Below are 25,122 nucleotides of genomic sequence, written 5' to 3'. Positions count from 1 at the left end.
TTTATATTCAAATATCATCTTAAATACATCTTAACAAGTGTTTAACTTGTTAAGATGTCAATAATTTAGAGGAAAACCGATTACGAAATTCGCATGCCCGGTTTTGCCCCGCTATCTGGCGATAATAGGTAAACACCTTCACTATCATCTTTACCGCTTGCACAAAGCACCATACCTTCTGAGATACCAAAGCGCATTTTACGAGGCGCTAAGTTAGCGATCATAATAGTTAATTTACCCACTAAAACCGCAGGATCAGGATAGAACTGTTTGATACCGGAAAATACGTTGCGAATCTCATCACCAATATCAAGTGTTAACTGCAATAACTTATCCGACCCTTCAACCACCGTTGCATTTTTGATTAACGCAACTCGCATATCAACTTTGGCAAAGTCATCAAAATTGATAGTGTCAACAATTGGCTCTGCAACTTTTTCTTTGGCAGGGGTTGTTAAAGCGGCTTGTTGTTTAGTCTCTTCAATCATAGCAGTAATTTTATCCATATCAATACGGTTAAACAGGGCTTTAAATTGGTTAATCGTGTGCCCGGTTAATGGTTTATCAATCGTGTCCCAGGTTAATTGGCTGTTTAAAAACGCCTCACTGCGCTGCGCTAATGACGGCACGACAGGTTTTAAATAGGTCATTAAAATGCGGAAAAGATGAATGCCCATAGAACAAATATCTTGTAATGCTTGATCTTGTCCCTCTTGTTTAGCCACAACCCATGGCGCTTTTTCATCGATATAGCGATTCGCTTCATCAGCCAACGCCATAATTTCACGAATCGCTTTACCCGATTCACGTTGTTCAAAATAATCAGCAATTATTTTTGATTTTTCAACAAATGAAGCATAAAGTTCCGGCTCTGCGAGATTGTCGGATAATTTACCGCCAAAACGTTTACTGATAAAACCAGCCGAACGGGAAGCAATATTCACTACTTTATTAACTAAATCACTATTCACCCGTTGAACAAAATCTTCTAAATTTAAATCGATATCATCGATATGTGTCGAGAGTTTGGCTGCATAATAGTAACGCAAACAATCCGGATCTAAATGTTTCAAATAGGTACTTGCTTGAATAAAGGTGCCACGTGATTTTGACATCTTCGCCCCGTCGACAGTGACATAACCATGCACAAAAATATTAGAAGGTTTACGATGTTCGCTACCGTCTAACATTGCCGGCCAAAACAGGCTATGGAAGTAGACAATATCTTTACCAATAAAATGGTAAAGTTCAGTGGTTGAATCTTTATTCCAAAATTGATCAAAAATCGGTTTATTGTGTTTATTACAGTAATTAAGGAAAGACCCCATATAACCGATTGGCGCATCTAACCAAACATAAAAATATTTACCCGGTGCATCGGGAATTTCAAAACCAAAATATGGCGCATCACGGCTAATATCCCATGGTTGTAAGCCTGCTTCGAACCACTCCTGCATTTTATTGGCAACTTGATCTTGCAATGTTCCAGATCGGATCCACGCTTGTAACATATCGGAAAACGCAGGCAAGTCAAAAAAGAAGTGCTCTGAATCTTTCATGATCGGCGTTGCACCCGATACCACCGATTGCGGATTAATTAAATCAATCGGATTATAAGTTGCACCACAAACTTCACAGTTATCGCCATATTGGTCTGGTGATTTACAACGAGGGCAAGTCCCTTTAACAAAACGATCCGGTAAAAACATCTTTTTTTCGGGATCGAATAGCTGTGATATCACTTTGGTTTTAATATAGCCATTAGCCTTTAATCGTTTGTAGATCTTTTCAGATATTTCACGATTTTCGGGGCTATGGGTTGAGTGGTAATTATCATAACTAATATTGAAACCGGCAAAATCACGTTGATGCTCAATTTTAACTTCATCTATCATCTGTTCCGGGGTGATGCCTAATTGCTGCGCTTTGAGCATAATTGGCGTACCATGTGCATCATCAGCGCAAATAAAATAGATCTCATTGCCACGCATACGTTGATAGCGTACCCATACATCTGCTTGAATATGTTCGAGCATATGACCTAAGTGAATTGCACCATTTGCATAAGGAAGCGCACAAGTTACCAATATTTTGCGTTGAGTTGTCATATCGAATTAATACCTTTTATTACATAATGGCGGAAATAGTACATCAATCGTGGGATTATCGCCAGATTTATGCCATAATTTGATAAAAATTCTTTATAGACTTTGAGCGATATTGTGCACAGAATCGTTATCATTTTATCAGAGAGAAGAATCACTCTGACCAATAACAACCTAACACAATATCGATAATCATATCTATTTGATGCACTATGAGTATAAAACTCGTTAATAAAAGTTAAGGCTAATAACCATGGAAGCAAAAAAAATTCTAGAGAATTTTACTCATCCTACTTTATCTAAAAATTTGATTGAACTTGGCGCTGTAAAACGTTGTGAAATTGATAATCAGGTTTTATCGATTCATTTAACTTTACCGTTTGCCTGGCAAACGGCTTTTGATGCACTAAAACACCAAACAACGCCAATGCTCCTTAAACTTGACGGCGTTAACGAGGTTAAATGGCAAATTGACTATAATATCGCCACCTTAAAACGAGCAAACAACCAACATGCGATCAAAAATATTAAAAACATCATTGCCATTAGTTCCGGTAAAGGCGGCGTGGGTAAATCTTCAACCGCAATTAATCTAGCACTGGCCTTACAAACACAAGGAGCAAAAGTGGGGATTTTAGATGCTGATATTTATGGTCCGTCTATCCCGACCATGTTAGGCACTCAAAACGCACAGCCCTTGACGCCGGATAATAAGCATATGTCGCCAATTATGGCACATGGGCTTGCCAGCAACTCGATCGGCTATCTGGTTGAAGCCGACGGCGCCATGGTTTGGCGAGGACCTATGGCTAGTAAAGCGCTGTTGCAAATACTACAAGATACCCTTTGGCCGGAACTTGATTATTTAGTGATTGATATGCCACCGGGAACCGGCGATATTCAGCTAACGTTGGCGCAAAGTATCCCGGTAACCGCCGCGGTGATTGTCACCACCCCACAAGATATCGCCTTAATTGATGCTAAAAAAGGGATCGCTATGTTTAATAAAGTCAATGTGCCAACACTGGGTATTGTTGAAAATATGAGTTACCACATCTGCGAGAACTGCGGGCATCACGAAGCTATTTTTGGTGAAGGGGGAGCTAAGCAGTTAGCGCAGCAATATCACACTAAATTGTTAGGGCAAATACCACTACATAAAATGCTACGTCAGGATCTCGATACCGGTCAACCAACGGTTATCAGTCATCCCGACAGCGAATTTAGCCAGCTTTACCAACAAATAGCCGGACAGATTGCCAGCGAACTCTATTGGCAAAGCGAGGTGATTTTACCCGATATTTCATTCAAAGCGTTATAATAAGCAACATCAATATTGGCTGTTATAAACAGCCAATATGGTTAAATAATAATTCACGCATTTACGCTAATAACAGCAATACAAATTACATTTTTATCGGCAATAACAAGCTATTTTAACTGACTAAATTCAACTTTAGCTTTGGCTAATTGCGCCGTAAATTGAGCATTAGTGTGTAATTTGGCAACCACCGCAGCAGCCATGACTTTTGCTGCATCAACATCACTTTGCCAATGATAACCACAAATTACCCGACTTTCGCCAATATCATAACCTCGTTTTAAGATCTCATTTTGTCGTTCGGGGTTGATTTCTGCCAAAACCAGTGCGATCGCAAAGCCGATTGTGGTGTGACCGGAAGGATAAGAACCATTGGTGGATAACTCTTTTTCATCTTCTGGTCGGCAAGTTGATTCATTGAAAAAAGAAAATGGTCTAACTCGATTATAGTATTTTTTAGCTGAACGGGTTGCCAGATCGCCGGCATCTTCTTTCATGGTTGTGATAAGTTTATAAATTTCTGGTGTGCTGGTTGCTGAAATATCATGACCAAACGACGGTGAAAATTGCTTAGTGACATTATCCTTACTTGAATCAGCATCCAAATAAGCTTGATGTCCCCGTTCGGTTGAACGCATCGATTTACCCCAATCATACATTGCTTTGTCTCGCAAAAAATCGACGCTGGTAAAGTCGGGCGGTGCCGGTAATAGTTGTAAACTATTCGGCGCTTCGCTCTCTTTAAGGTAAAAACTTGTCGGATCTGTTGTCACATCTAGCACATCACTGGCATAAGCTTGAGCACAAAATAGACTACAAATAATAATACGCTTAACAAAATGTATAGGCATAATAACCTCCTTAAGAAAAGTAAATGAGTGAGCGCTTATTAGGTTTACGGCACTAAAACCGATAGCGTGAAAAATTTTCTAAGGAATCGTGGTGTTATTATAGGTTTATCTAGATCAATTTTTCATTTTTGCTGCAATAATACAATGATAATCATAAAGGATATAGCGCAATAAACAAACAATATATTGATTTAGCTGTGACTAGCGTCACATTAAAATTAAAGAATAAAGATTTACAATAAGATTTAAAAATAAGGTTTATAAATATAGCTTATCACAGAAAATATTCACAATTTGATTAATCGGTAAAATCATTGGCATCACGGCCCATTGTGCATTGCAGTATAATAAAACTCAGTCTATAGTAAAAAAACCTATTAACCGTAGCACAAGATTTATTTTACCTTAACTATTGCTAGCGATATTTGGGAGGGTCATATGCAAAAAATTACCAACCAAGTCACCATGCGAGGTGTACCGGTTACACTATTGGGCACGCATATTAAAGTGGGTGATAAGGCGCCAGATTTTACTGTTCAAGATTCAGCCATGAAGCCGGTTAAATTATCCGATTTTAAAGGTAAAGTGAGAATAATTAATTCCGTTCCCTCAATCGATACCTCGGTCTGTAGTGCCCAAGTTCATCGATTTAATACCCAAGCGGCGAAATTAAAAGATGTGGTGATATTTTCAGTCAGTGTCGATCTGCCTTTTGCACTTAATCGCTACTGTGCAGCAGAAGGTATTGATGCAGTTAAAGTAACGTCAGACCATAAAGACCTCGATTTCGGTTTAAAATATGGGGTAGTGATAGAACAGTTGCGATTACTTACGCGCGCCGTTTTTGTGGTGGATAAAAATGATAACATTGTTTATGTCCAATACGTTAAAGAGACATCCGAAGAGCCTGATTATGATAAAGTGTTAGCGGTGATAAACACCTTAAAATAAATCAGTCAAATCAATGCCGACTTTGCTGTTTAAGTTGGCATTTTAACTCTCGCTTGTAGTGGCAAACCATTTAACAACCCGAAATATTCAGTTATAATTATTTAATCATTTATCCCCACTTAATATAAATCATGAATACTGCCAATAAACGTTCCCGGATCTGGTCATCGATTCTTTGTCTGGCTTTTGCCGGATTTATTTTTAATACGACCGAATTTGTGCCAGTTGGATTACTTCCCAACATTGCCGAGAGCTTTTCAATGGATGTGGCACACACCGGATTGCTATTAACTATCTACGCCTGGGCGGTCTCGTTATTGTCACTTCCATTAACGGTTTTAACATCGAAAATGGAACGGCGAAAATTACTGATTTTTCTGTTCTGTTTATTTATTTCCAGCCATATTTTAGCTGGCTTTGCGTGGGATTTTTACAGTTTGATGACCGCCCGCATTGGTATTGCTTGTGCTCACGCCGTGTTTTGGGCCATTACCACGCCATTGGCGGTACGATTAGCCCCCAACGGTAAACGAGCGAAAGCCATGGGCTTTATTGTTGTCGGCACGTCAATGGCGACAGTATTAGGCATTCCAATTGGCACCATGATAGGACAATTAGTTGGCTGGCGAATCACCTTTTTATGTATTGCGGTACTGGCGTTTTGTATTATGGTTTTACTGCTCTATTTACTACCGAGCGTACCAAGCATGAACACCATTTCCCTTAAAGATATTCCAAAGGTGTTAAAGCGCCCGGTTTTAATTAATATCTATCTGTTAACGGCGATTATTATCACGGGTCATTTCACCGCCTACACCTATATCACCCCTTTTATGCTTAAAGTGGGCGGTTTTAGCCAACATATGGTGGTTATCTTATTACTGGCTGTCGGCTTTTCGGGCATGATTGGTAGTGTTATCTTTGCCAAATATGCTGAAAAACACCCGACCGCCATTTTAGTCATCCCAATGATACTTTTAATGCTGTGCTTATTATCGCTTTATGTTTGTGCGCTAAGCTTTTATACCGCAATTATTCAAGGCATGGTGTGGGGACTGGCGATCACGATTATTGGTATGGTGATGCAAAGCAAAGTGATTGATGTTGCGCCGGATGCGGCAGATATTGCTACATCGGTCTATTCAGGGATCTATAATATTGGAATAGGAGGCGGCGCCTTTGTGGGTAGTCAAGTTTTAGTGGTATTATCAACTCACTATATTGGCTTTATTGGCGCAATCTTTGTTGTCATCGCCCTACTGCTGTTTTTCGTTTTGACCAGAAAATCCTGGATAAAGCCATTATAAGCGCTGCTTAGCAAGCGCTTATTTGCTTAACGATTCAAGTTGTTCCCAACGTTCGAATACCGCTTCTAATTCGGCTTCCTTGTCAGTTAACGCTTGTAAAATGGGTCCGGTTACTTCGTGCGGTTGATTAAAAAAGTCACTTTGGCCAATTTGTGTTTGCAACTGATCAATCGCCGTTTCAAGCGCTTCAATCTTTTCCGGTAATTGCGCCAGTTCTCGTTGCTCATTATAACTAAGCTTCACTTTCTTTTTCGCAACCGATTCGCTGGCCGATACCCCGCCGTTGGATGCCGTTTTTTTAGCAGCATCACTATTATTTGCCGGTGTTGGTGCTGGAGCATTAACCGGTTTTGCCTGTTGCTGTTGTTGCAAAGCATCGCTATAACCGCCAGCATAAATACCAATTTTGCCGTTATCTTCAAAAAACCAACATTGGGTAACGACGTTATCGACAAATTGCCGATCGTGACTAACCAGCAATACCGTACCTTGATAATCATTAACCAACTCTTCTAACAGTTCTAGCGTTTCAATATCAAGATCATTGGTTGGCTCATCGAGCACTAATAAATTACTTGGCTTTAAAAATAGTTTAGCTAATAAAAGACGATTTCGCTCACCACCGGAGAGCGCTCTTACCGGCGTTCTTGCCCGTTTAGGCGGAAATAGAAAGTCTTGCAAATAACCCAGTACATGCCGAGACCTGCCATTGACCATGACTTCTTGCTTACCTTCCGCCAAATTATCCATGACTGTTTTTTCCGGATCGAGCTCTAAACGGTACTGATCAAAATAGGCGACTTCCAATTTGGTACCACAGTGAACGGTGCCAGAAGTTGGCGTTAAATTGCCTAGCATCAATTTTAATAACGTGGTTTTACCAATTCCGTTCGGCCCAATTAAAGCGATTTTATCACCCCGTAACACTTGCACGGAAAATTGATTAACCAGTAATTTATCTTCAATTTGATATGTCACATTATCGAGTTCAAAGACAATTTTTCCTGAACGTAGCGCCTCTTCAATTTGCATTTTAGCGCTTCCCATGACTTGACGACGCTGTGAATACTCTTGCCTCATCGCTTTTAGCGCTCGAACTCGTCCTTCATTTCGTGTTCGGCGGGCTTTAATGCCTTGACGGATCCAAACTTCTTCTTGTGCTAATTTTTTATCAAATTCAGCGTTTTGTAGCTCTTCGACCCGTAATGCTTCTTCTTTACCAAGCAAATAACTATCATAATCACCACCCCACGAAGCGACTTTGCCTCGATCGAGATCGATAATCCGTGTCGCCATTTGACGAATGAACGAACGGTCATGCGAAATAAATACAATACTGCCGTTAAAGCTTTTTAAAAACTCTTCTAACCATTTAATCGTCTGGATATCCAAATGGTTGGTCGGTTCATCAAGTAATAGCACTGTTGGTTGGCAAACGAGAGCTTTCGCTAAAGCCGCTTTACGTAACCAGCCACCTGACAGCGATGATAATAAATCATCGCCGTTTAAGGAAAGGGATGAAATGACATTTCGCACTCGATTATCGAGTTGCCAACCATTTTGTTGATCAAGCTGTTCTTGCATTTTAGCCAATTTGGCTAAGTTACTCTCACTCGGATCACGCTCAACTTGATGTGATAGCTCATAATAATCTTTTAATAACTGAGCTTGCTGTTGTAAACCTTCTGCAACAAAATCAAACACAGTGCCTTTAATATCTCGAGGTGGATCTTGTTGCAGGCGAGAAACGACAACATTATTTTCATAAATAATTTGCCCTTCGTCTAAAGGCACTTCTTTATTTAAAACTTTCAATAAGGTCGATTTACCGGCACCATTACGCCCAACAAGACAGACTCGCTCATTAGCTTCAATCGACATATCGATATGGTCAAGCAGTGGGGCATCACTAAATGATAGATAAGCGTTAGTAAGATTAATTAATGACATATTTGTGGTTTTTATTTGGATATTCAATCATAAGGCGTTATTCTATCACAAAGTTGTCGTAAGCAACTAAGATCAATTATCAAAGATACACTTTAAGTCCTCACAGAAGTGAGAATCCATTTTCTCTTCTTTTTAATAAAAAACATATACAGCTATATTGATTAATCTTTGAAAATATTAATAATATTTGGGTATGGAGGTTATTATGAGTCATATGTGGACATTTCAACGTGTCGGCGGATTAGATCAAGTTGTATTTAAAAATGCCGACGATATTATCAATTTACCTAATTTAGATCCCAAATTATGGGTAGCATTAAGTTGCCCAACAACCGGACTGGATTTTGATGAAAGAACGTTGGCACTATTGGACAGTGATAAGGACGGTCGGATCCGAATTCCCGATATATTAGATGCGATAAGTTGGACACAACAACGCATCGTCTCATTTAAAAGTATTTTAGCATCATCGCAAACCTTACCGATATCGCAAATCGATACATCGAGCGAACAAGGTAAAAAGCTATCGGTTACCGCACACAGTATTTTAGCCAGCTTAGGCAAAAGCCAATCTGACTATTTAACGCAAGAAGATGTGCAACAATCGATCAAGATCAATGCTGGTAAACTGTATAATGGTGATTTAATTTTCCCCCCTTCTGCCGAATTGTCATCAGAGATGCAAACGTTTATCCAAACAGCGATAAACACCACCGGTGCCAAAAAAGATATGAGCGGGCAAGACGGCATTGATTTGGACATCGCTAAAACGTTTGTTGAAAATTTAAAAACATGGCAAAAGTGGCAAACCGATATTAGTCACACACAAACGCCATTTGGTGAAAATCAAGCTGAAATATGGAAATTAGTCCAAACCTTAAAACCGAAAATCGATGACTATTTTCTTCGTGTAGCCTTGGCACAATACGCACCACAAGCACAAGGTGCTTTAAACGTGGATGAAAAATATATTGTCCCAACCGAAAACGGCTTATTATCTGATGAAGCCCTTGCTGAGTTACCTTTATCGAAGATTGATACCGTCAGCGCTCTCGATTTAGTGAACGGGCTTAATCCACTTTGGAAAGCAAAAATTAGCCGATTTAAAACGCTTGTTGCATCTGAGTTAGCAAATCCTGATCAGCTTACCCAACAAGAGTGGTTAAATATTCAAAACAGTCTTGAAGCTTACACCAGCTTAATTACCGCTAAACCGGAAATGGCGCAAGCGGATGTTACAACCAAACCAACTTCAAGTTTAGAAGATATCCCAAATAAGTTAATTAACTCTTTGGCATCAAGCGATTTATTAACTGCTTTTGAGCAAATGGTTGAACAAGATAATAAAACCCCTATTTCAGCATCCGATGTGCTTGTTTTAGAAAAGTTAGTGCTTTTTCACAAACACCTTTATCGCTTACTGGTTAACTTTGCCTCTTTTGCTGATTTCTTTTCGTTAGAAAAAAGAGCGGCTTTCCAACTAGGAAAACTTTATATCGACGGACGCTGTGCAACGCTTTGCGTAGCAGTTGATAATATTGCTAAACATTCCAATATGGCAAATTATTCAGAACTTTGCTTACTCTATTGTGAATGTACCCGACATGATCAAAAACAGCTCATTGCAGCTGCGATGACTGCCGGTCAAGGCGATTTATTAATTGAAGGACGTAATGGCGTATTTATCGATAATAACGGCAATGACTGGGATGCCAATGTTGTGAAGATGATCACTAAACCTATTAGTATTCAACAAGCTATTTGGGCACCTTATCAGCGTATTGGTCGCTTAATTACCGAACAAATTAATAAATGGGCAACCAGTAAAGATGCGGATATCGAAAAATCCAGCGCACAGGTACTACAATCGCCTGAAAATAAATTTGATATTGGTAAAAGCGTGGGTATTTTTGCGGCTATTGGCTTAGCCATTGGGGCAATTGGTACCGCCTTAGCAACACTGTTTCAAGCGATATTTTCCTTGTCATGGTGGCAATTCCCACTGGTCTTTATCGGGTTATTTCTGATTATTTCGGGGCCTTCGGTTATTTTGGCATGGTTGAAATTAAGACGAAGAACACTTGGTCCACTGCTTGAAGCTTCGGGTTGGGCGATTAACGGACAAGTTAAAATCAACTTCTTACTCGGTAAACTACTGACCAGTAAAGCTGAGCTACCGAAAAATGCTAAACGGAATTTACGTGATCCGTTAAAAAGCCAGAATAAAAAATCGATGATGATACTTTTATGTGCAATCGTATTTGGGATTGGCATTACTGCCGGTTGGTTATGGTATCAAGGTGATTTTCAGCGTTACTTTGAGCAGCCACAAGCACAATCAACCCAAAATGGCCAGCAGGAAGAAAATAATCAATATCGATAATGGTTTATACCTCACTTTCGCCGACCTTGCCGGCGAAAGTGATTAACATCAATGTTGATAAACCGGAAAACGATGACAAATCGCTAACACCTTTTGTTTAACTGATTGAATCGCTTGTTCATCATCAATATTATCTAATACATCACAAATCCAATTAGCCACTTCACGTGCCTGCTCTTCTTTAAATCCTCGGCGAGTGATAGCCGGTGTACCGATACGCACGCCGGATGTGACAAACGGGCTTTGTGGATCTTTAGGCACACTATTTTTATTAACCGTAATATTGGCACTGCCTAAAGCGGCGTCGGCCTCTTTACCGGTAATTTTTTTATCCACTAAATCAATTAAAAATAGATGATTATGTGTCTCGCCGGAAACCACTTTATAACCACGTTTTAAAATCACATCAACCATAGCTTGAGCATTTTTAACCACTTGCTGTTGATAAGCTTGATAAGCTGGCTCCATTGCTTCTTTTAATGCGACCGCTTTGGCAGCAATCACATGCATTAACGGCCCACCTTGAGCGCCTGGGAAGACCGCTGAATTTAATTTCTTATAAAGCTCATCACTGCCACCTTTCGCCAAAATCAGACCACCTCGTGGACCACCAAGCGTTTTATGCGTTGTGGTTGTTACCACATGTGCATGTGGAACAGGGTTAGGATAAACGCCCGCAGCCACTAAACCGGCAACATGCGCCATATCAACAAAAAAATAGGCGCCGACACTATCGGCAATTTCACGCATTCGTTTCCAATCGACGATGCCCGAATAAGCCGAAAATCCACCAATAATCATTTTGGGTTTTGACTCAGTTGCTATTTTCGCTAATTGGTCATAATCAATATGCCCTGTTTCATCCACGCCATAAGCGACAATATTATAAAACTTGCCGGAAAAACTAACCGGAGCACCGTGAGTCAAATGCCCGCCTTCGGATAAATTCATTCCAAGTACGGTATCACCAATATTTAATAATGCACTATAGACAGCAAAATTAGCCTGCGATCCGGAATGGGGTTGCACATTCGCATAATCGGCGCCAAATAGCGCTTTGGCTCGTTCAATAGCAAGTTGCTCAACAATATCAACATATTCACAACCACCGTAATAGCGCTTACCTGGATAGCCTTCAGCATATTTGTTAGTTAATTGAGTACCCTGTGCCTGCATCACTCTTGGGCTGGTATAGTTTTCGGAGGCAATTAATTCGAGATGATCTTCTTGACGTTGCTCTTCACCCTTAATGGCGTCCCATAATTCCTTATCATAATCGGCAATAGTCATTTCTTTACTAAACATATTGACTCCTTGTTTTTGGATTACATTGACTTTTTGACTTAATTATTGTTTTCAAGTATGGAAAACAGCATAACGAATATCCTTACTTAATCAGCCAACGATTTCAATCCTTTTTTTGAATTATAAAAAATATTTATAGTAAAGCAGAAGATCGCAATTATTGTTTTTTAGCCAGTTAATAAAAAATCAAACGACTAGTAAAAGTATCAGGACTAGACAAAAAAACGCTTTTTTTTTAATTAAATTTTTTGAATAATATTGAAAATTTGTCTTACCGAGTCTATTAACGTTATGAAAACGATTTGCCGCGTAATAAGTTTTATTATTTGTATTTTATTCAGTCAGATAGCTACTGCCTCTTTCCAAAATCTCTGTTTGCTAACCGGGACATTATTAGAAGATCCACAACACGGTATTTTTTCTATTGGCGAAGGCGAACAGGAACATGAAATAAGTGTATTTGATATCAAGGTGTTAATTACCAAATCGGAAAAGAGGGGGCGCGCAGATCATGGTTGTTTTTTACCCAATGATAAACCTTACGAGTTAGAAGTAGGATTAGAAAAAGCCTTTCAATTACGCAATTATAAAAAAGGTGATCAGGTCGAATTAATACAATATGAAAGAGATATCGAAGATTGGAAAGATGATAGTAAGGTAGAAACTGAAACATCTTATTTTCTAGCTACAGAAAAATAAAAAGATTAGATTACTCGTATAATTTTCTCAGTATTAAGCTTTGAAAATATTGCGATTCTAAAAATCATCAATAAAACTTATTACGGCATAATATGTTACACCACAGTGTTCGTTTCAAAACATCTTAAAGAAAAGCCGACTAAAGTTACGTCAATTGTATATAAAAATTTATCATCGGTTGAATTTAACTCATTCGCTTCGTAAAATAGGCAAAATTTTATTTTTGGCTGATTATGCAACTTCATTTAGTGGTCAATACGTTTGGTGCTGACCTGCAACGCCGTTATGGCGAAAAAATCTATAAACTCACCTTACATGGCGGTTTTAGCTGTCCTAATCGGGACGGAACTATCGGTGTAGGCGGTTGCACCTTTTGTAATGTCGCATCGATTATTGATGAGTCCATTCAAGTCAAAACCATTACACAGCAGCTTGCCCAACAAGCCAACCAGATGAAAAAATCCAAACGCTATCTTGCTTATTTTCAAGCCTATACCAGCACTTATGCCGAGGTTGAAATACTTAAAAATATGTATGAAGAAGCGCTCAATAGCGCCGATATTGTCGGGCTTTGTGTGGGTACTCGTCCGGATTGTGTGCCGGATGAAGCGTTGGATTTACTTGCCAGTTATCATGCCAAAGGCTTCGAAGTTTGGCTTGAGCTTGGCTTACAAACCGCTCACGATAAAACCTTACACGATATTAATCGTGGACATACGTTTGCTGCCTATCATCAAACTGTGCAAAAAGCGCGTAGGCTAGGCATAAAAGTTTGTACTCACTTAATTCTAGGCCTGCCTAAAGAAACCAAACAGGATAATTTAATTACGCTTGATAGCGTATTAAACAGCGGAGTAGATGGTTTAAAACTGCACCCGTTACATATCGTAGAAGGCAGCATCATGGCGAAGGCATGGCGTGCAGGCCGACTTGATATACTTTCTTTAGAGCAGTATGTCGATATCGCTGGCGATATAATCAGACAAACACCCGCCAATATTTTATACCACCGCATCTCCGCCAATGCCCGCAAACCCACCCTACTTGCCCCTGATTGGTGCGAAAACCATTGGCAATCAATGAATGCGGTCGATCACAATTTAAGACAATTTGGTGCGCAAGGTAGTGCAATCAATGATACTTATCACTTCCAATTATAATAACGTATTGAAATAGCTAAACTTAGCTATCAATCATTTATTAACAACTCGCTATCATCATTTAAAATAATGTAGATAATTAACAATCAAGATACCACCATTTTGTAGTGTATAAGCATTGACGTTGATAATTGATAAAACAATGCAAAGTCAATCGATTTGCTAAATCAAAAAATCAGTTACAACTTACCTTTTGTTAAAGTAACGATTTATTGATTATCTCTATTTTTATCGCTCTTTACCCACTTTTTAAAAACATTGACAGGTAATTTTGTTATAGCAAAACCACACAACATAATGATTGTACAAATAATGAAATTAGTTGAAATGATTTTATGCTCATAAATCGATGAAATAAAAATAGCGACAACTGGGAAAATAATGAAAATAAATGACAATACTACCGGACTCATTCGTTTTAATAAAAAGAAATAAGCAATAAAGCCAAATACTGAGGCAAAAATACCGAGATAAATTAATGCTAACCAGCTATTTAACGAGATAGTTTGAAAATTATTCTCTTCAAAAGAAAAACTCAACAAACAAAGTGCGATACCCGCAACGCCTATTGGCAGTGTGTTGAAGGTAAAGACATTTATACCTTCGCCAGCTTTTTTGGAGTAAACATATAAAAAACCATGCATCAATGCCGCTAAAAGTATTGATATTACGCCCCAAAAATCGCTATAGGAAAGAATAAAACCTTCAGAGATTAAAATGTACATCAAACATAAAAATCCCACTATAATACCTATAACCTGATTTATATATATTTTATCTTTTAAGATTATCTTAGCGAAAATAATTGAAAAAATCGGCATTGTGCTAAATAACAATGACGTTAAACCTGACGATACATATTGTTCACCAAAACTAATCAAATAATAAGGAATGGTAAAATAAAATAACGTTAAAAGTAGAAAAAAATGGAATGATTTTCGAGGAAACAATATTGGTGATTTAGCAACAATTGTAATTAATACTAAAAAAGGAAATGCAATAACAAAACGCAAACCAGCAGCTAAAAGTGGATTAACCGTTTCAACAGCAATTTTTATCCCAATCCATGTTGTTCCCCATGTAAAACACACAACCAGAAAGAGAAATAAAATAACATATTTGCTATTAAAAAAAATTTCCTTATTCATACTAATCTTCACTTATCCATTAATAAACACTAAGCTCGATAATATAATATAAAATAGATGTTTATGTCAGCTTATAAACATATTGAATAGTTGAATTATATCCGTAATGATAATCTTAGCGATGAATTAAGTTTGTAGTAAAACGCTTTGTAAGGTACTGCGTGGGGGGGTATAGGAAGATTTCGCTCAATATACACCTATTCGGACTCTGACATCGTAATGAAAAAACCACCAAACCCACAGCGCTCGAAACCTGCGGACTAAAAACCTACAACTTTCAATTAAGGTATAAAACCTTGTCAAGAAGTTTCAGAAAATATAGACGTTTAAGCAAAAAAATAAAGTTTTAACAAAAACTTTCAGAAAACACCTACGTTTTAGTATAAAAACAAAAGTTTAGGATATTTTAAAAATATCCTAAACCTTTCTGCAGCTGTAAATATGTTAGATAAAGCTTTTGGTAAAGGTTCTGATTTCTTAACGGCCTATGCGGCTGCAAAGTTAGTATGTTTGAGGCGTTATCTAATTTATTTTTTCTAAACAGCCTATGCGGCTGCAAAGATTTTAATCTTAATGTGGGTGGGTTAGTCGCGTTTCTAAACAGCCTATGCGGCTGCAAAGATCAGAATAAGCTAGGGCTACGGCCCTAATAATTTCTAAACAGCCTATGCGGCTGCAAAGTCCATTGCTAAACATATGTCCTTCTGTAAAGATTTCTAAACAGCCTATGCGGCTGCAAAGTAGAATCTTACATACTATAAACATCGTTTATAAAAACATAAAGGGCAATTTTAGGTTTAAAAACCCTTTTTTTTAACGCTTTTGCAATATATTGATTTTTAATGGTTTTATTTTTAGCTTAAAAAAAGGGTTAAAAAGTTTGTATTTTAAACTCCATTGCTATTTCTAAACGACTTACCATTAACTTTCTCAAAAACAAACAAGTGCACCAGATTGCGCCTTCACAAAGCGCCGACAACTGAGAGAGGTTAGCACGCCAAACAGGGATGTTTGGCGAGGCGCTGCTTTGTCCGGAACAAATCAGCGCAGGTGCGTTAAGACCGAACGAAGGCGGAGGGCAGTCGAAGACCGCTTTGGGTGGTGCTGCAAGGGGGTATAGGGGGATTTCGCATAAAATCCCCCTAATTCGGACGCTAACACCGAAAAGAAAATATCAACCAATTAACAGCGTCCGAAACCTGCGGATTAAAAACCCGCAACTTACAAAGAAAGTAAAAACCTTGTCAAAAACTTTCAGAAAATATAGGTGTTTAAGCAAAAACACAAACTCTTGCCAAAAACTTTCAGAAAACACCTACGTTTTAGTATAAAAACAAAAGTTTTGGATATTTAAAAATATCCTAAACCCTTTATGAAGCTGTAAAGTGATCATGATGTCTATGTGTTCGGCTTGACTATTTCTAAACAACTTATACAGCTTTAAAGGAAGAGAAAGATATTATTGTGAGAATAAGATATTTCTAAACAGCTTATGCAGCTTTAAAGACTCATCATTTAATCTTTGTTTAGGAAAATGTTTTCTAAACAGCCTATGCGGCTGCAAAGGTTGGATATTCAACAGTAGCAGCATTTGATTCATTTCTAAACAGCCTATGCGGCTGCAAAGTGATATTTGTAGTATTTATTTGTTCAACCCACTTTCTAAACAGCCTATGCGGCTGCAAAGCCCTGATTTATTACTGTATTTTCCGGTCCAGTTTTCTAAACAGCCTATGCGGCTGCAAAGTTGCTAAATGCTAGATTAGTAGAATCCATTAATTTCTAAACAGCCTATGCGGCTGCAAAGATAGCAATGAATAGAGTTAAAGATAGCGACAATTTCTAAACAGCCTATGCGGCTGCAAAGTGTATAAATGATATTGAGTCGAAGGAGATTTATTTCTAAACAGCCTATGCGGCTGCAAAGTAGAATCTTATATACTATAAACATCGTTTATAAAAACACAAAGGGCAATTTTAGGTTTAAAAACCCTTTTTTCTAACACTTTCGCAATATATTGATTTTTAATGGTTTTATTTTTAGCTAAAAAAAAGGGTTTAAAAAGTTTGTATTTTGAACTTCATTACTAATTCTAAACGATTAACCATTACCTCCCCACAAAAACAAACAAATGCACCAGACCGCACCTTCACAAAGCGCCGACAACTGAGAGAGGTCAGCACGCCAAACAGGGATGTTTGGCGTGGCGCTGCTTTGTCCGGAACAAATCAGCGCCGGTGCGTTAAAACCGAACGAAGGCGGAGGGCAGTCGAAGACCGCTTTGGGTGGTGCTGCGAGGGGGTTATTAGGGGGATTACGCACAAAATCCCCCTAATTCGGACGCTAACACCGTATTGAAAATATCGACTAATTCACAGCGTCCGAAACTTGCAGACAAAAAACCTACAACTTACAAAGAAAATAAAAAACCTTGTCAAAAAGTTTCAGAAAATATAGGTGTTTAAGTAAAAAACACAAACCCTTGCCAAAAACTTTCAGAAAATATAGGTGTTTAAGCAAAAACACAAAACCCCGACAAGAACTTTCAGAAAATCCCCATGTTTCAGTATAAAAACAAAAATTTAAGATATTTTTAAAATATCCAAATCCCCCTAATTCAGACGCAGACACCAAAATGAAAATATCAATTAATTAACAGTGTCCGAAACCTACAAACCAAAAACCTACAACTTCCAGTATAAGATCAAATCTATTTTTTGTACCTTGCGCAGCAACAAGTATATAATACTCCTTTCACACTTGAGGCAATGTGCATGCAACTAGCTTTTTGTATCTATAAATATTTTCCTTACGGCGGTTTGCAACGTGATTTCTTGCAAATTGCCCGAGCTTGTCACGCTAAAGGGCATAAAGTTCGTGTTTATGTTATGCAGTGGCAAGGCGATAAACCGACAGAGTTTGACATTATTTTAGTCCCGAAAAAGGGGCTATCAAATCATAGCCGGAATCTAGCTTATTACCATTGGATCAAAGATCATTTACAGACACATCCGGTTGATTGTGTCGTTGGCTTTAATAAAATGCCAGGATTAGATGTCTATTTTGCCGGCGATACGTGTTTTGCCGAGAAAGTCTCCCACAAAGGCTTTTTTTATAGATTGTCTAAACGCTGTAAACACTATCTGGCATTTGAAGATGCGGTATTTAATCCGCAGCATGACACCAAAATTATGGTGCTAACAAAGCAACAAATTACCGATTTTGAAAAATATTACCATACTCAAGCATCAAGATTTGTTTTACTGCCACCCGGTATTGCAAAAGATCGGCAATATCATATTGATTCACCCATTAAACGCCAGCAATTTAGGCAAGCCAATCACATTGCGCAAGATGCTTTTGTGATTGTACAAATTGGTTCTGACTTTAAACGAAAAGGCGTTGATCGCACATTAATTGCGATTGCCGCTTTGCCCGAAGCGTTAAAAAAACAGGTGTGCTATTTGGTTGTCGGGCAAGATAAACCCGACAATTACCAAAAAATGGCGAAACAGCTGGGTATTTTTAATCAAGTCCGTTTTTTCTCTGGGCGGGATGATATCCCCGATTTTCTCTTTAGCGCTGATCTACTACTGCACCCAGCTCGACAAGAAGCCGCTGGTATGGTTTTAATCGAGGCTCTAGCTGCTGGTGTGCCGGTGATTGTAACCGGGATAGCCGGTTATGCTTATCATATTACAGATGCAAATGCTGGTGTGGTACTTAGTGAGCCTTTTGATCAATCAGAATTAAATAGCACACTGGAAAATGCTATCACTAATCAAGCACAGCGAGCTGCATGGCATCATAATGCGATTGAATATGGGCAAAACGCCGATTTATATCACCTTGCTGAGCGTGCTGCCGATATTATATTAGGTTGTCATCATTATGAATGAAATTATACTCAAATCGCCTTTTGAGAATTTATGGAAAGGCAAAGATCCGTTTAGCGAAGTTGAGCAGATTTCCGGTGAAGTTTATCGGGCGGTTAAACAGCGAAAAACGTTAAATTTTAAACTTGATGATGAATCTTACTTTATTAAAATTCACCGTGGCATAACGGTAAAAGAGATCGTCAAAAATTTATTGTCCTTGAGATTACCGGTGTTAGACGCCAAACAAGAATGGACAGCCATTCACCGTTTAGCGCAAGTGGGAGTAAATACCATGGACGGGCGTGCTTTTGGTCGTAAGGGGTTAAACCCACTAACACGGCACTCGTTTATTATTACCAAAGATCTTAACCCGACAGTAAGTTTAGAGGATTTTACTCGCTCTTGGTTAACCACGCCACCTAGCTATCATCTGAAACGTTCTTTAATCATCTATCTGGCAAAAATGACCGCCAAAATGCATGCCGCTGGGGTCAATCACCGTGATTGTTATTTATGCCATTTTTTATTGGATTTACCGTTATTTGAACATCATCAGCAAATTAAATTATCCGTCATTGATCTGCATCGAGCGCAAACCCGAAAACGAGTGCCAACCCGTTGGCGTGATAAAGATTTGATTGGGCTATATTTTTCATCGACCAAAATCGGGTTAACTAAACGTGATATTTGGCTATTTTTAAAAACTTATTTCAATAAACCATTAAAAACGATTTTGCATGATGAACATAAACTGTTAACAACCGCGGAAAAAAAATCAGCGCGGATTGCAAAACGAACTGAAAAATATCAGCTTTAATAATAAGGAAATCCTATGTTTATTGAACAAATTGAGATTACCGGATTTAGAGGGATTAGTCAGTTATCTTTAACATTTAATCCGGAATCAAGTGTGCTTATTGGTGAAAACCGTTGGGGAAGATCGAGCTTAATTAGCGCTTTAAAGTTGTTATCACTCGATAACAAATTTTATCAATTTGTCGATAGCGATTTTTATCATGATAGAGATGAAAATTATGGCGATAAGATAAATATCGTCGTCACTTATTGCGAATCATATTCAACTGAGCTCGACAGTGAAGTGTATGCCCGCTTACGCCCAATGGCTTCGCCAAACGAATCGGATCATTTGTACCGTCTTTGTTACCAAATTAGCGCTGATAAACAAGATAATGGTATTTTCACTCAGCATCGATTAATCGACCCACACGGCAAGGCATTATCAACTGAACAATCGCAACCATTAATTGCGATTTTAATTAGCCTTAATCCGGTCATGGCGCTAAAAAACTCGATAAATACGGATAATTTACCGATCACCAATCAACCTTTGTCACAATACTATATCGACCAACTGTCCAATCAGTTAAAAACCCATAGTGCGCAATTGAGTCAAGATGAATTAAGTCGTGGGCTTAATGCTGCTCGTGCGTTATTAGAGTACTATTTTGCCGATTATCAGCATCGTTATCATTACAAACAAGCCAATAAACAAGCCAGTCCACGTATTGAGGACTGGAACTCGCTTGAGCGGATCAACAATATTTTAGATGATCTTGATAACAGCTATTTGCGTAGTGCGTTGTTAGGCATATTTGGCTCGATTATTGATGCCAAAGGCAATAATCCTTTGTCACAAAGTGCTGTGCCGATTTTGATACTGGAAGAGCCGGAAAGCCAACTTCATCCGATTATTTTAGCGGTCGGGTTTCGTTTGCTTAAAAACTTACCGACGCAAAAGATTATTACCTCTAATTCAAGTGATTTAGTCGCATTATTCCCACTGGAAAATATTTATCGATTGATTCGTATGCCCGATCAAATCGTGACAAAATATATTCCACCTAAATCATTGAGTGTTGATGATAGCCGACGAATTATGTTCCATATTTTTTATCGTCGAGCCAGTGCTATATTTGCTCGTAGTTGGTTATTAGTTGAAGGCGAAACCGAAGTTTGGTTGTTGCGAGAATTAGCCGAGCAAAGTGGCTATCACTTAAGCTCTGAAGGGGTACAATTTATTGAGTTTGCTCAGTGTGGCTTAAAACCGCTGATTAAATATGCCAATAAAATGGGCATCCATTGGTATGTCATCACCGACGGCGATATGGCGGGTAAAAAGTATGCCGATATTGTTAAATCACTGGCACCGCCTGATAAAGATCCGAGTGAGTACCTCACGGTCTTACCGGCACGGGATATTGAGAATTTTCTATTTAAACATGGCTTTAGTCATGTTTATAAACTCGCCGCTTACAATACTGTGCAACATATTGATATGTCAGTACCAAAAATCATTCAAAAAGCAATCCATCGACGTTCAAAACCCGATTTAGCCATTGCGGTTTGTGATGATGCTAAGTCACGGGGAGTGGGCGCCATTCCTCGGTTATTGATTGATACTTTTGCTAAAATTGTAAAATCTTCAATGCAATTAGTATCAAAATAAGGCAGGATTAATCGGAAATTTAACCTTAATCGGTTAGGTTTGAATTGAGTTTATAAGTTATCTTAACTCAATGTAAAATAGCTTGAACATGCAGGAGTTCCCGCCGTCTGTCACGGCGGGAATTATTATCATCAGCGCTATTTTGTGATTCTTTTGTATTTGGCACGCTTCGGCTCTACTGCTTCTGCGCCTAAAGTGCGTTTTTTCCACTCTTCATATTCGGTAAAGTTACCTTCAAAGAACTCAACATGTCCTTCGTCTTGATAATCGAGAATATGGGTTGCAATGCGGTCTAAGAACCAACGGTCATGCGAAATAACTAATGCACAGCCCGGGAACTCTAATAACGCATTTTCCAGCGCACGTAAGGTTTCGACATCAAGGTCATTGGTCGGTTCATCGAGTAATAGTACATTACCACCAACTTGAAGTAATTTAGCTAAATGCACCCGACCACGTTCACCACCAGACAATTCACCAACTCTTTTTTGTTGATCGACGCCTTTAAAATTAAAGCGACCAACATAGGCACGGCTTGGGATTTCAAAATTACCAATACGCATAATATCTTGTCCGTTGGATATTTCGTCCCACACGGTCTTTTTATCATCCATACTGTCACGGAACTGATCGACCGATGCCAATTGCACGGTATCTCCTAACGTAATCGTACCGCTATCGGGTTGCTCTTTGCCGGATAACATTCTAAATAGTGTTGATTTACCGGCACCATTTGGACCAATAATCCCGACAATTGCGCCTTTAGGAATACTAAATGAGAGATTATCGATCAACACCCGATCACCATATGACTTAGTTAAGTTATTCACTTCGATCACTTTATCGCCTAAACGTGGTCCAGGTGGAATAAATAGTTCATTGGTCTCATTACGTTTTTGGTAATCGTTGCTATTAAGCTCTTCAAAACGGGCTAAACGAGCTTTGCTTTTTGCTTGACGCCCTTTCGGATTTTGACGCACCCATTCAAGCTCTTTTTCAATCGACTTACGGCGAGCGGATTCGGTTGCCGCTTCTTGCGCTAATCGCTGATCTTTCTGTTCAAGCCAAGAAGAGTAATTACCTTCCCATGGAATACCTTCACCACGGTCTAGCTCTAAAATCCAACCAGCAACATTGTCTAAGAAGTAACGGTCATGGGTTACAGCGACCACCGTGCCTTCATAGTCATGTAAAAAGCGTTCTAACCATGCGACAGATTCAGCATCTAAATGGTTAGTTGGTTCGTCAATTAATAACATGTCCGGTTTTTCCAGCAATAACTGACAAATAGCAACACGACGGCGTTCACCACCGGATAAATTTTCGATTTTTGCATCCCAATCCGGTAGACGCAAGGCGTCAGCTGCTCGCTCTAGTTGGTTATCTAAATTATGCGCATCTTGCGATTGTATGATTGCTTCAAGTTCAGCTTGTTCTTTGGCTAATTTGTCAAAATCAGCATCTGGATCAGCATAAGCCGCATACACTTCATCTAAACGAGCCAATGCTTTTTTGGCATCACCAACGGCTTGCTCAATAGCTTCACGTACAGTTTGCTTAGGATCAAGTTTAGGTTCTTGCGGTAAATAACCTATTTTAATGTCCGGCTGTGGACGAGCTTCACCTTCAATTTCGGTATCCACTCCAGCCATAATTCGTAGTAATGTCGATTTACCTGCCCCATTTAAGCCAAGAACACCAATTTTGGCACCGGGGAAAAAACTTAATGAGATATCTTTTAAAATATAACGTTTAGGAGGAACAATCTTCCCAACACGATTCATGGTATAAACATATTGCGCCATAAAACATCATCCGTTTGTTAAATTAATCATAGCCAAGTTAATTTTACTTGCTATAAAAGTCATGCCGTATATTGTAACGTTTCTGTCAATGGGGTCTAGGGTTATTTGCCGAATTGATTAGATTTATTCACTGTCGGTTTTGTTTTTTACATGTAATTTAATCGGTTTCATATATAATCAATAACCTATTAAATTGACAGTATGAGTGATAAAGACCATTTTAGGAGCAAGTATGAATAACATCACCGTTCATTGCCATATTGATCGACAATATTTAGTCGATACTTATTACGCGCTGCAAGGTTGTTTGGATGATAATTTTACACAAAAATTAGATGATTCAATTGCTGATAATATGCGTAATTTTACCTTCACCTTCGATAATGAAAAACGTGTATATGCGTTTATTTGTCATCAATTTCGAAATTCAAGAAAAAGGATGTTTATTTTATCTACTATCCTTTTATTTTTGAGTTTGTTGCTATTTCCAAAAAATCCTACTTTATCAGTACTAATTTTCATACTGCCTATTTTATTACTTACCTTATTTTTGGCTAATTTTAAAAAACAATCAAAAAAGCAGGTTTTAACATTGAATGAACGCTTTGGCAGTATGACCTGTATTTTTTATGATGATCATCTAACCTTCAGTTACATAAAAAAAGTGGGAGTTTCTAATATCAACTATGCTGAATTTTATAAAATAGAGAAAACATCAAAAGGTTATGTGTTTTTCATACAAGAGAGTTCGGGGTATTACTTTTTTTATAACGAGTTTAGTTTAGAACAACAACAAGCGCTGGAAGAGAAACTGAAACACTATAGCAATTATTCACAGAAGTAATACCATACCCTTATTACTCATCCCACCTAATACGAGGTGGGATGTTAATCAGATTATAAAAAGGTGAAGATTTGATCTTTCGGCAGACGTGATTTTGGACGATGCGCATTACCATCATCTTGAGCACGATAACCTAACGTTGCAACCACAATGCTTTTCAATCCTTTGCTTTTAAGATCTAAGATTTCATCCATTTTAGCAGAATCGTAACCCTCTATTGCGGTAGAATCAACACCAATTGCCGCAGCGGCAAAAAGCAATTGCCCTAATGCAATATAGGCTTGTTTACCTTCCCAGCACTGTTGTGATTCAGGTGTTTTGCTGTTTAAATTTACAAAATAACGTCGTCCCTGATCTTGAGACGCCTTTAATTCCGCCGAAGGCAAACGGCCATCTTTCTCTTCTTGATTAAGGAGATTAACTAAATGGGCTTCATCCAATGGGGTTTTAATACAAAAAACAATAGTATGTGATGAGCCGGTGACACGTGGTTGATTAAAATCAGCTATTGCCGGCAAAATTTTATTTTTGGCTGCTTCATTATCAATGACATAAAAATGCCACGGTTGAGAGTTAACCGATGATGGACTGTTTCTTAGTACGGTTAACAGTTGTTCTATCACATCTGCCGGGATTTTTTTAGTTGGATCATAATGTTTAGTTGTATAGCGTTTTTGCGAAATATCAACAATATTCATCGTTATGCCCTCGTTAGCATTGATAAGTTATCGATTAATTATAGTAAGAATATACCTTAGCTCAACTTATTAATCTAATAGATTTACTATTACTCATAATAGTCAACTGAAAAAGCAGTTTTACACTAATGGCATCTCTTTTTTATTATTCATGATTTTAACAAAATAGCGACAACATGAGTAAATAATCGTTGACATAACAAACATCATTTGGTAAAAATATCAACAATTAAATCTGTAGTGTTAACT

18 protein-coding genes and 2 CRISPR repeat arrays are annotated in these 25,122 nt (G+C 38.4%); of the genes, 11 read left to right on the top strand and 7 right to left on the bottom strand.

Features of this window, described 5'->3' with window-relative positions:
* Nucleotides 1-80: 80 nt before the first annotated feature.
* Nucleotides 81-2,108, bottom strand: a complete 2,028-nt coding sequence (gene metG / locus J3U37_RS01310) for a methionine--tRNA ligase (RefSeq protein WP_267373023.1) — start codon at nucleotides 2,106-2,108, stop codon at nucleotides 81-83.
* Between the two features lie 250 nt (nucleotides 2,109-2,358).
* Between metG and apbC the strand changes: the two genes are divergently transcribed.
* Nucleotides 2,359-3,426: an iron-sulfur cluster carrier protein ApbC gene (apbC, locus tag J3U37_RS01305; RefSeq protein WP_267373022.1), complete on the top strand. Its 1,068-nt coding sequence runs from the start codon at nucleotides 2,359-2,361 to the stop codon at nucleotides 3,424-3,426.
* 110 nt (nucleotides 3,427-3,536) lie between these two features.
* Here apbC and J3U37_RS01300 read toward each other — a convergent pair whose 3' ends face one another.
* Nucleotides 3,537-4,277: an acid phosphatase gene (locus J3U37_RS01300; RefSeq protein ID WP_267329589.1), complete on the bottom strand. Its 741-nt coding sequence runs from the start codon at nucleotides 4,275-4,277 to the stop codon at nucleotides 3,537-3,539.
* A gap of 438 nt (nucleotides 4,278-4,715) precedes the next feature.
* Between J3U37_RS01300 and tpx the strand changes: the two genes are divergently transcribed.
* Both tpx and J3U37_RS01290 read left to right on the top strand, forming a co-directional pair.
* The gene (gene tpx, locus J3U37_RS01295) at nucleotides 4,716-5,228 is read left to right on the top strand and encodes a thiol peroxidase (protein ID WP_267329590.1); all 513 of its coding nucleotides are present in this window, start codon (nucleotides 4,716-4,718) and stop codon (nucleotides 5,226-5,228) included.
* A 131-nt stretch (nucleotides 5,229-5,359) separates the two neighbouring features.
* Nucleotides 5,360-6,535, top strand: a complete 1,176-nt coding sequence (locus tag J3U37_RS01290) for a sugar transporter (RefSeq protein ID WP_220217940.1) — start codon at nucleotides 5,360-5,362, stop codon at nucleotides 6,533-6,535.
* Between the two features lie 18 nt (nucleotides 6,536-6,553).
* Here J3U37_RS01290 and J3U37_RS01285 read toward each other — a convergent pair whose 3' ends face one another.
* The gene (locus J3U37_RS01285) at nucleotides 6,554-8,485 is read right to left on the bottom strand and encodes an ABC transporter ATP-binding protein (RefSeq protein WP_267373021.1); all 1,932 of its coding nucleotides are present in this window, start codon (nucleotides 8,483-8,485) and stop codon (nucleotides 6,554-6,556) included.
* Nucleotides 8,486-8,690: 205 nt separating this feature from the next.
* Here J3U37_RS01285 and J3U37_RS01280 point away from each other — a divergent pair, with 205 nt between their 5' ends.
* The gene (locus J3U37_RS01280) at nucleotides 8,691-10,868 is read left to right on the top strand and encodes a phage holin family protein (RefSeq protein WP_267373020.1); all 2,178 of its coding nucleotides are present in this window, start codon (nucleotides 8,691-8,693) and stop codon (nucleotides 10,866-10,868) included.
* Between the two features lie 48 nt (nucleotides 10,869-10,916).
* Here J3U37_RS01280 and glyA read toward each other — a convergent pair whose 3' ends face one another.
* The gene (gene glyA, locus J3U37_RS01275) at nucleotides 10,917-12,173 is read right to left on the bottom strand and encodes a serine hydroxymethyltransferase (protein WP_220217943.1); all 1,257 of its coding nucleotides are present in this window, start codon (nucleotides 12,171-12,173) and stop codon (nucleotides 10,917-10,919) included.
* A gap of 291 nt (nucleotides 12,174-12,464) precedes the next feature.
* Here glyA and J3U37_RS01270 point away from each other — a divergent pair, with 291 nt between their 5' ends.
* Both J3U37_RS01270 and J3U37_RS01265 read left to right on the top strand, forming a co-directional pair.
* Complete coding sequence (locus tag J3U37_RS01270) at nucleotides 12,465-12,872, top strand: hypothetical protein (RefSeq protein WP_267373019.1); 408 nt, start codon at nucleotides 12,465-12,467, stop codon at nucleotides 12,870-12,872.
* 233 nt (nucleotides 12,873-13,105) lie between these two features.
* Nucleotides 13,106-14,032, top strand: a complete 927-nt coding sequence (locus J3U37_RS01265; protein ID WP_220217945.1) for a TIGR01212 family radical SAM protein — start codon at nucleotides 13,106-13,108, stop codon at nucleotides 14,030-14,032.
* A gap of 209 nt (nucleotides 14,033-14,241) precedes the next feature.
* Here J3U37_RS01265 and J3U37_RS01260 read toward each other — a convergent pair whose 3' ends face one another.
* Entirely contained in the window at nucleotides 14,242-15,180 is a 939-nt protein-coding gene (locus tag J3U37_RS01260) for a DMT family transporter (protein WP_267373018.1), read from the bottom strand.
* Between the two features lie 473 nt (nucleotides 15,181-15,653).
* Nucleotides 15,654-15,921: direct repeats of the CRISPR family, unit length 28 nt; unit sequence TTTCTAAACAGCCTATGCGGCTGCAAAG.
* A gap of 736 nt (nucleotides 15,922-16,657) precedes the next feature.
* Nucleotides 16,658-17,107: direct repeats of the CRISPR family, unit length 28 nt; unit sequence TTTCTAAACAGCCTATGCGGCTGCAAAG.
* Between the two features lie 277 nt (nucleotides 17,108-17,384).
* Here J3U37_RS01260 and J3U37_RS01255 point away from each other — a divergent pair.
* The 4 genes from J3U37_RS01255 to J3U37_RS01240 all read left to right on the top strand — a co-directional run bounded on the left by J3U37_RS01255 (nucleotide 17,385) and on the right by J3U37_RS01240 (nucleotide 21,526).
* Complete coding sequence (locus J3U37_RS01255) at nucleotides 17,385-17,516, top strand: hypothetical protein (protein WP_267373017.1); 132 nt, start codon at nucleotides 17,385-17,387, stop codon at nucleotides 17,514-17,516.
* A gap of 439 nt (nucleotides 17,517-17,955) precedes the next feature.
* Nucleotides 17,956-19,080, top strand: coding sequence for a glycosyltransferase family 4 protein (locus J3U37_RS01250; protein ID WP_267373016.1), 1,125 nt, complete (start codon nucleotides 17,956-17,958; stop codon nucleotides 19,078-19,080).
* A complete protein-coding gene (gene rfaP, locus J3U37_RS01245) occupies nucleotides 19,073-19,876 on the top strand; it encodes a lipopolysaccharide core heptose(I) kinase RfaP (protein ID WP_267373015.1) in 804 nt (267 codons plus the stop codon). The genes J3U37_RS01250 and rfaP overlap by 8 nt, the downstream gene beginning before the upstream one ends.
* 15 nt (nucleotides 19,877-19,891) lie before the next feature.
* Nucleotides 19,892-21,526 (top strand): DUF2813 domain-containing protein, encoded by a 1,635-nt coding sequence (locus J3U37_RS01240; RefSeq protein ID WP_267373014.1) that lies wholly within the window; start codon nucleotides 19,892-19,894, stop codon nucleotides 21,524-21,526.
* A 137-nt stretch (nucleotides 21,527-21,663) separates the two neighbouring features.
* On the opposite strand, the gene ettA is transcribed toward J3U37_RS01240, so the two are convergent.
* Complete coding sequence (gene ettA / locus J3U37_RS01235; protein WP_267329972.1) at nucleotides 21,664-23,331, bottom strand: energy-dependent translational throttle protein EttA; 1,668 nt, start codon at nucleotides 23,329-23,331, stop codon at nucleotides 21,664-21,666.
* Nucleotides 23,332-23,563: 232 nt separating this feature from the next.
* On the opposite strand from ettA, the gene J3U37_RS01230 reads away from it, so the two are divergent.
* Nucleotides 23,564-24,175, top strand: coding sequence for a YcxB family protein (locus tag J3U37_RS01230; RefSeq protein WP_267373013.1), 612 nt, complete (start codon nucleotides 23,564-23,566; stop codon nucleotides 24,173-24,175).
* A gap of 53 nt (nucleotides 24,176-24,228) precedes the next feature.
* Here J3U37_RS01230 and nfsB read toward each other — a convergent pair whose 3' ends face one another.
* Nucleotides 24,229-24,873, bottom strand: a complete 645-nt coding sequence (gene nfsB / locus J3U37_RS01225) for an oxygen-insensitive NAD(P)H nitroreductase (protein WP_220217952.1) — start codon at nucleotides 24,871-24,873, stop codon at nucleotides 24,229-24,231.
* Between the last annotated feature and the right edge of the window lie 249 nt (nucleotides 24,874-25,122).

Source organism: Gilliamella sp. B3172, from assembly GCF_026536465.1.
GTDB lineage: Bacteria > Pseudomonadota > Gammaproteobacteria > Enterobacterales > Orbaceae > Gilliamella.
The sequence above is the reverse complement of the archived record's forward strand: the minus strand, read 5'-3'. Positions and strand labels throughout refer to the sequence as shown.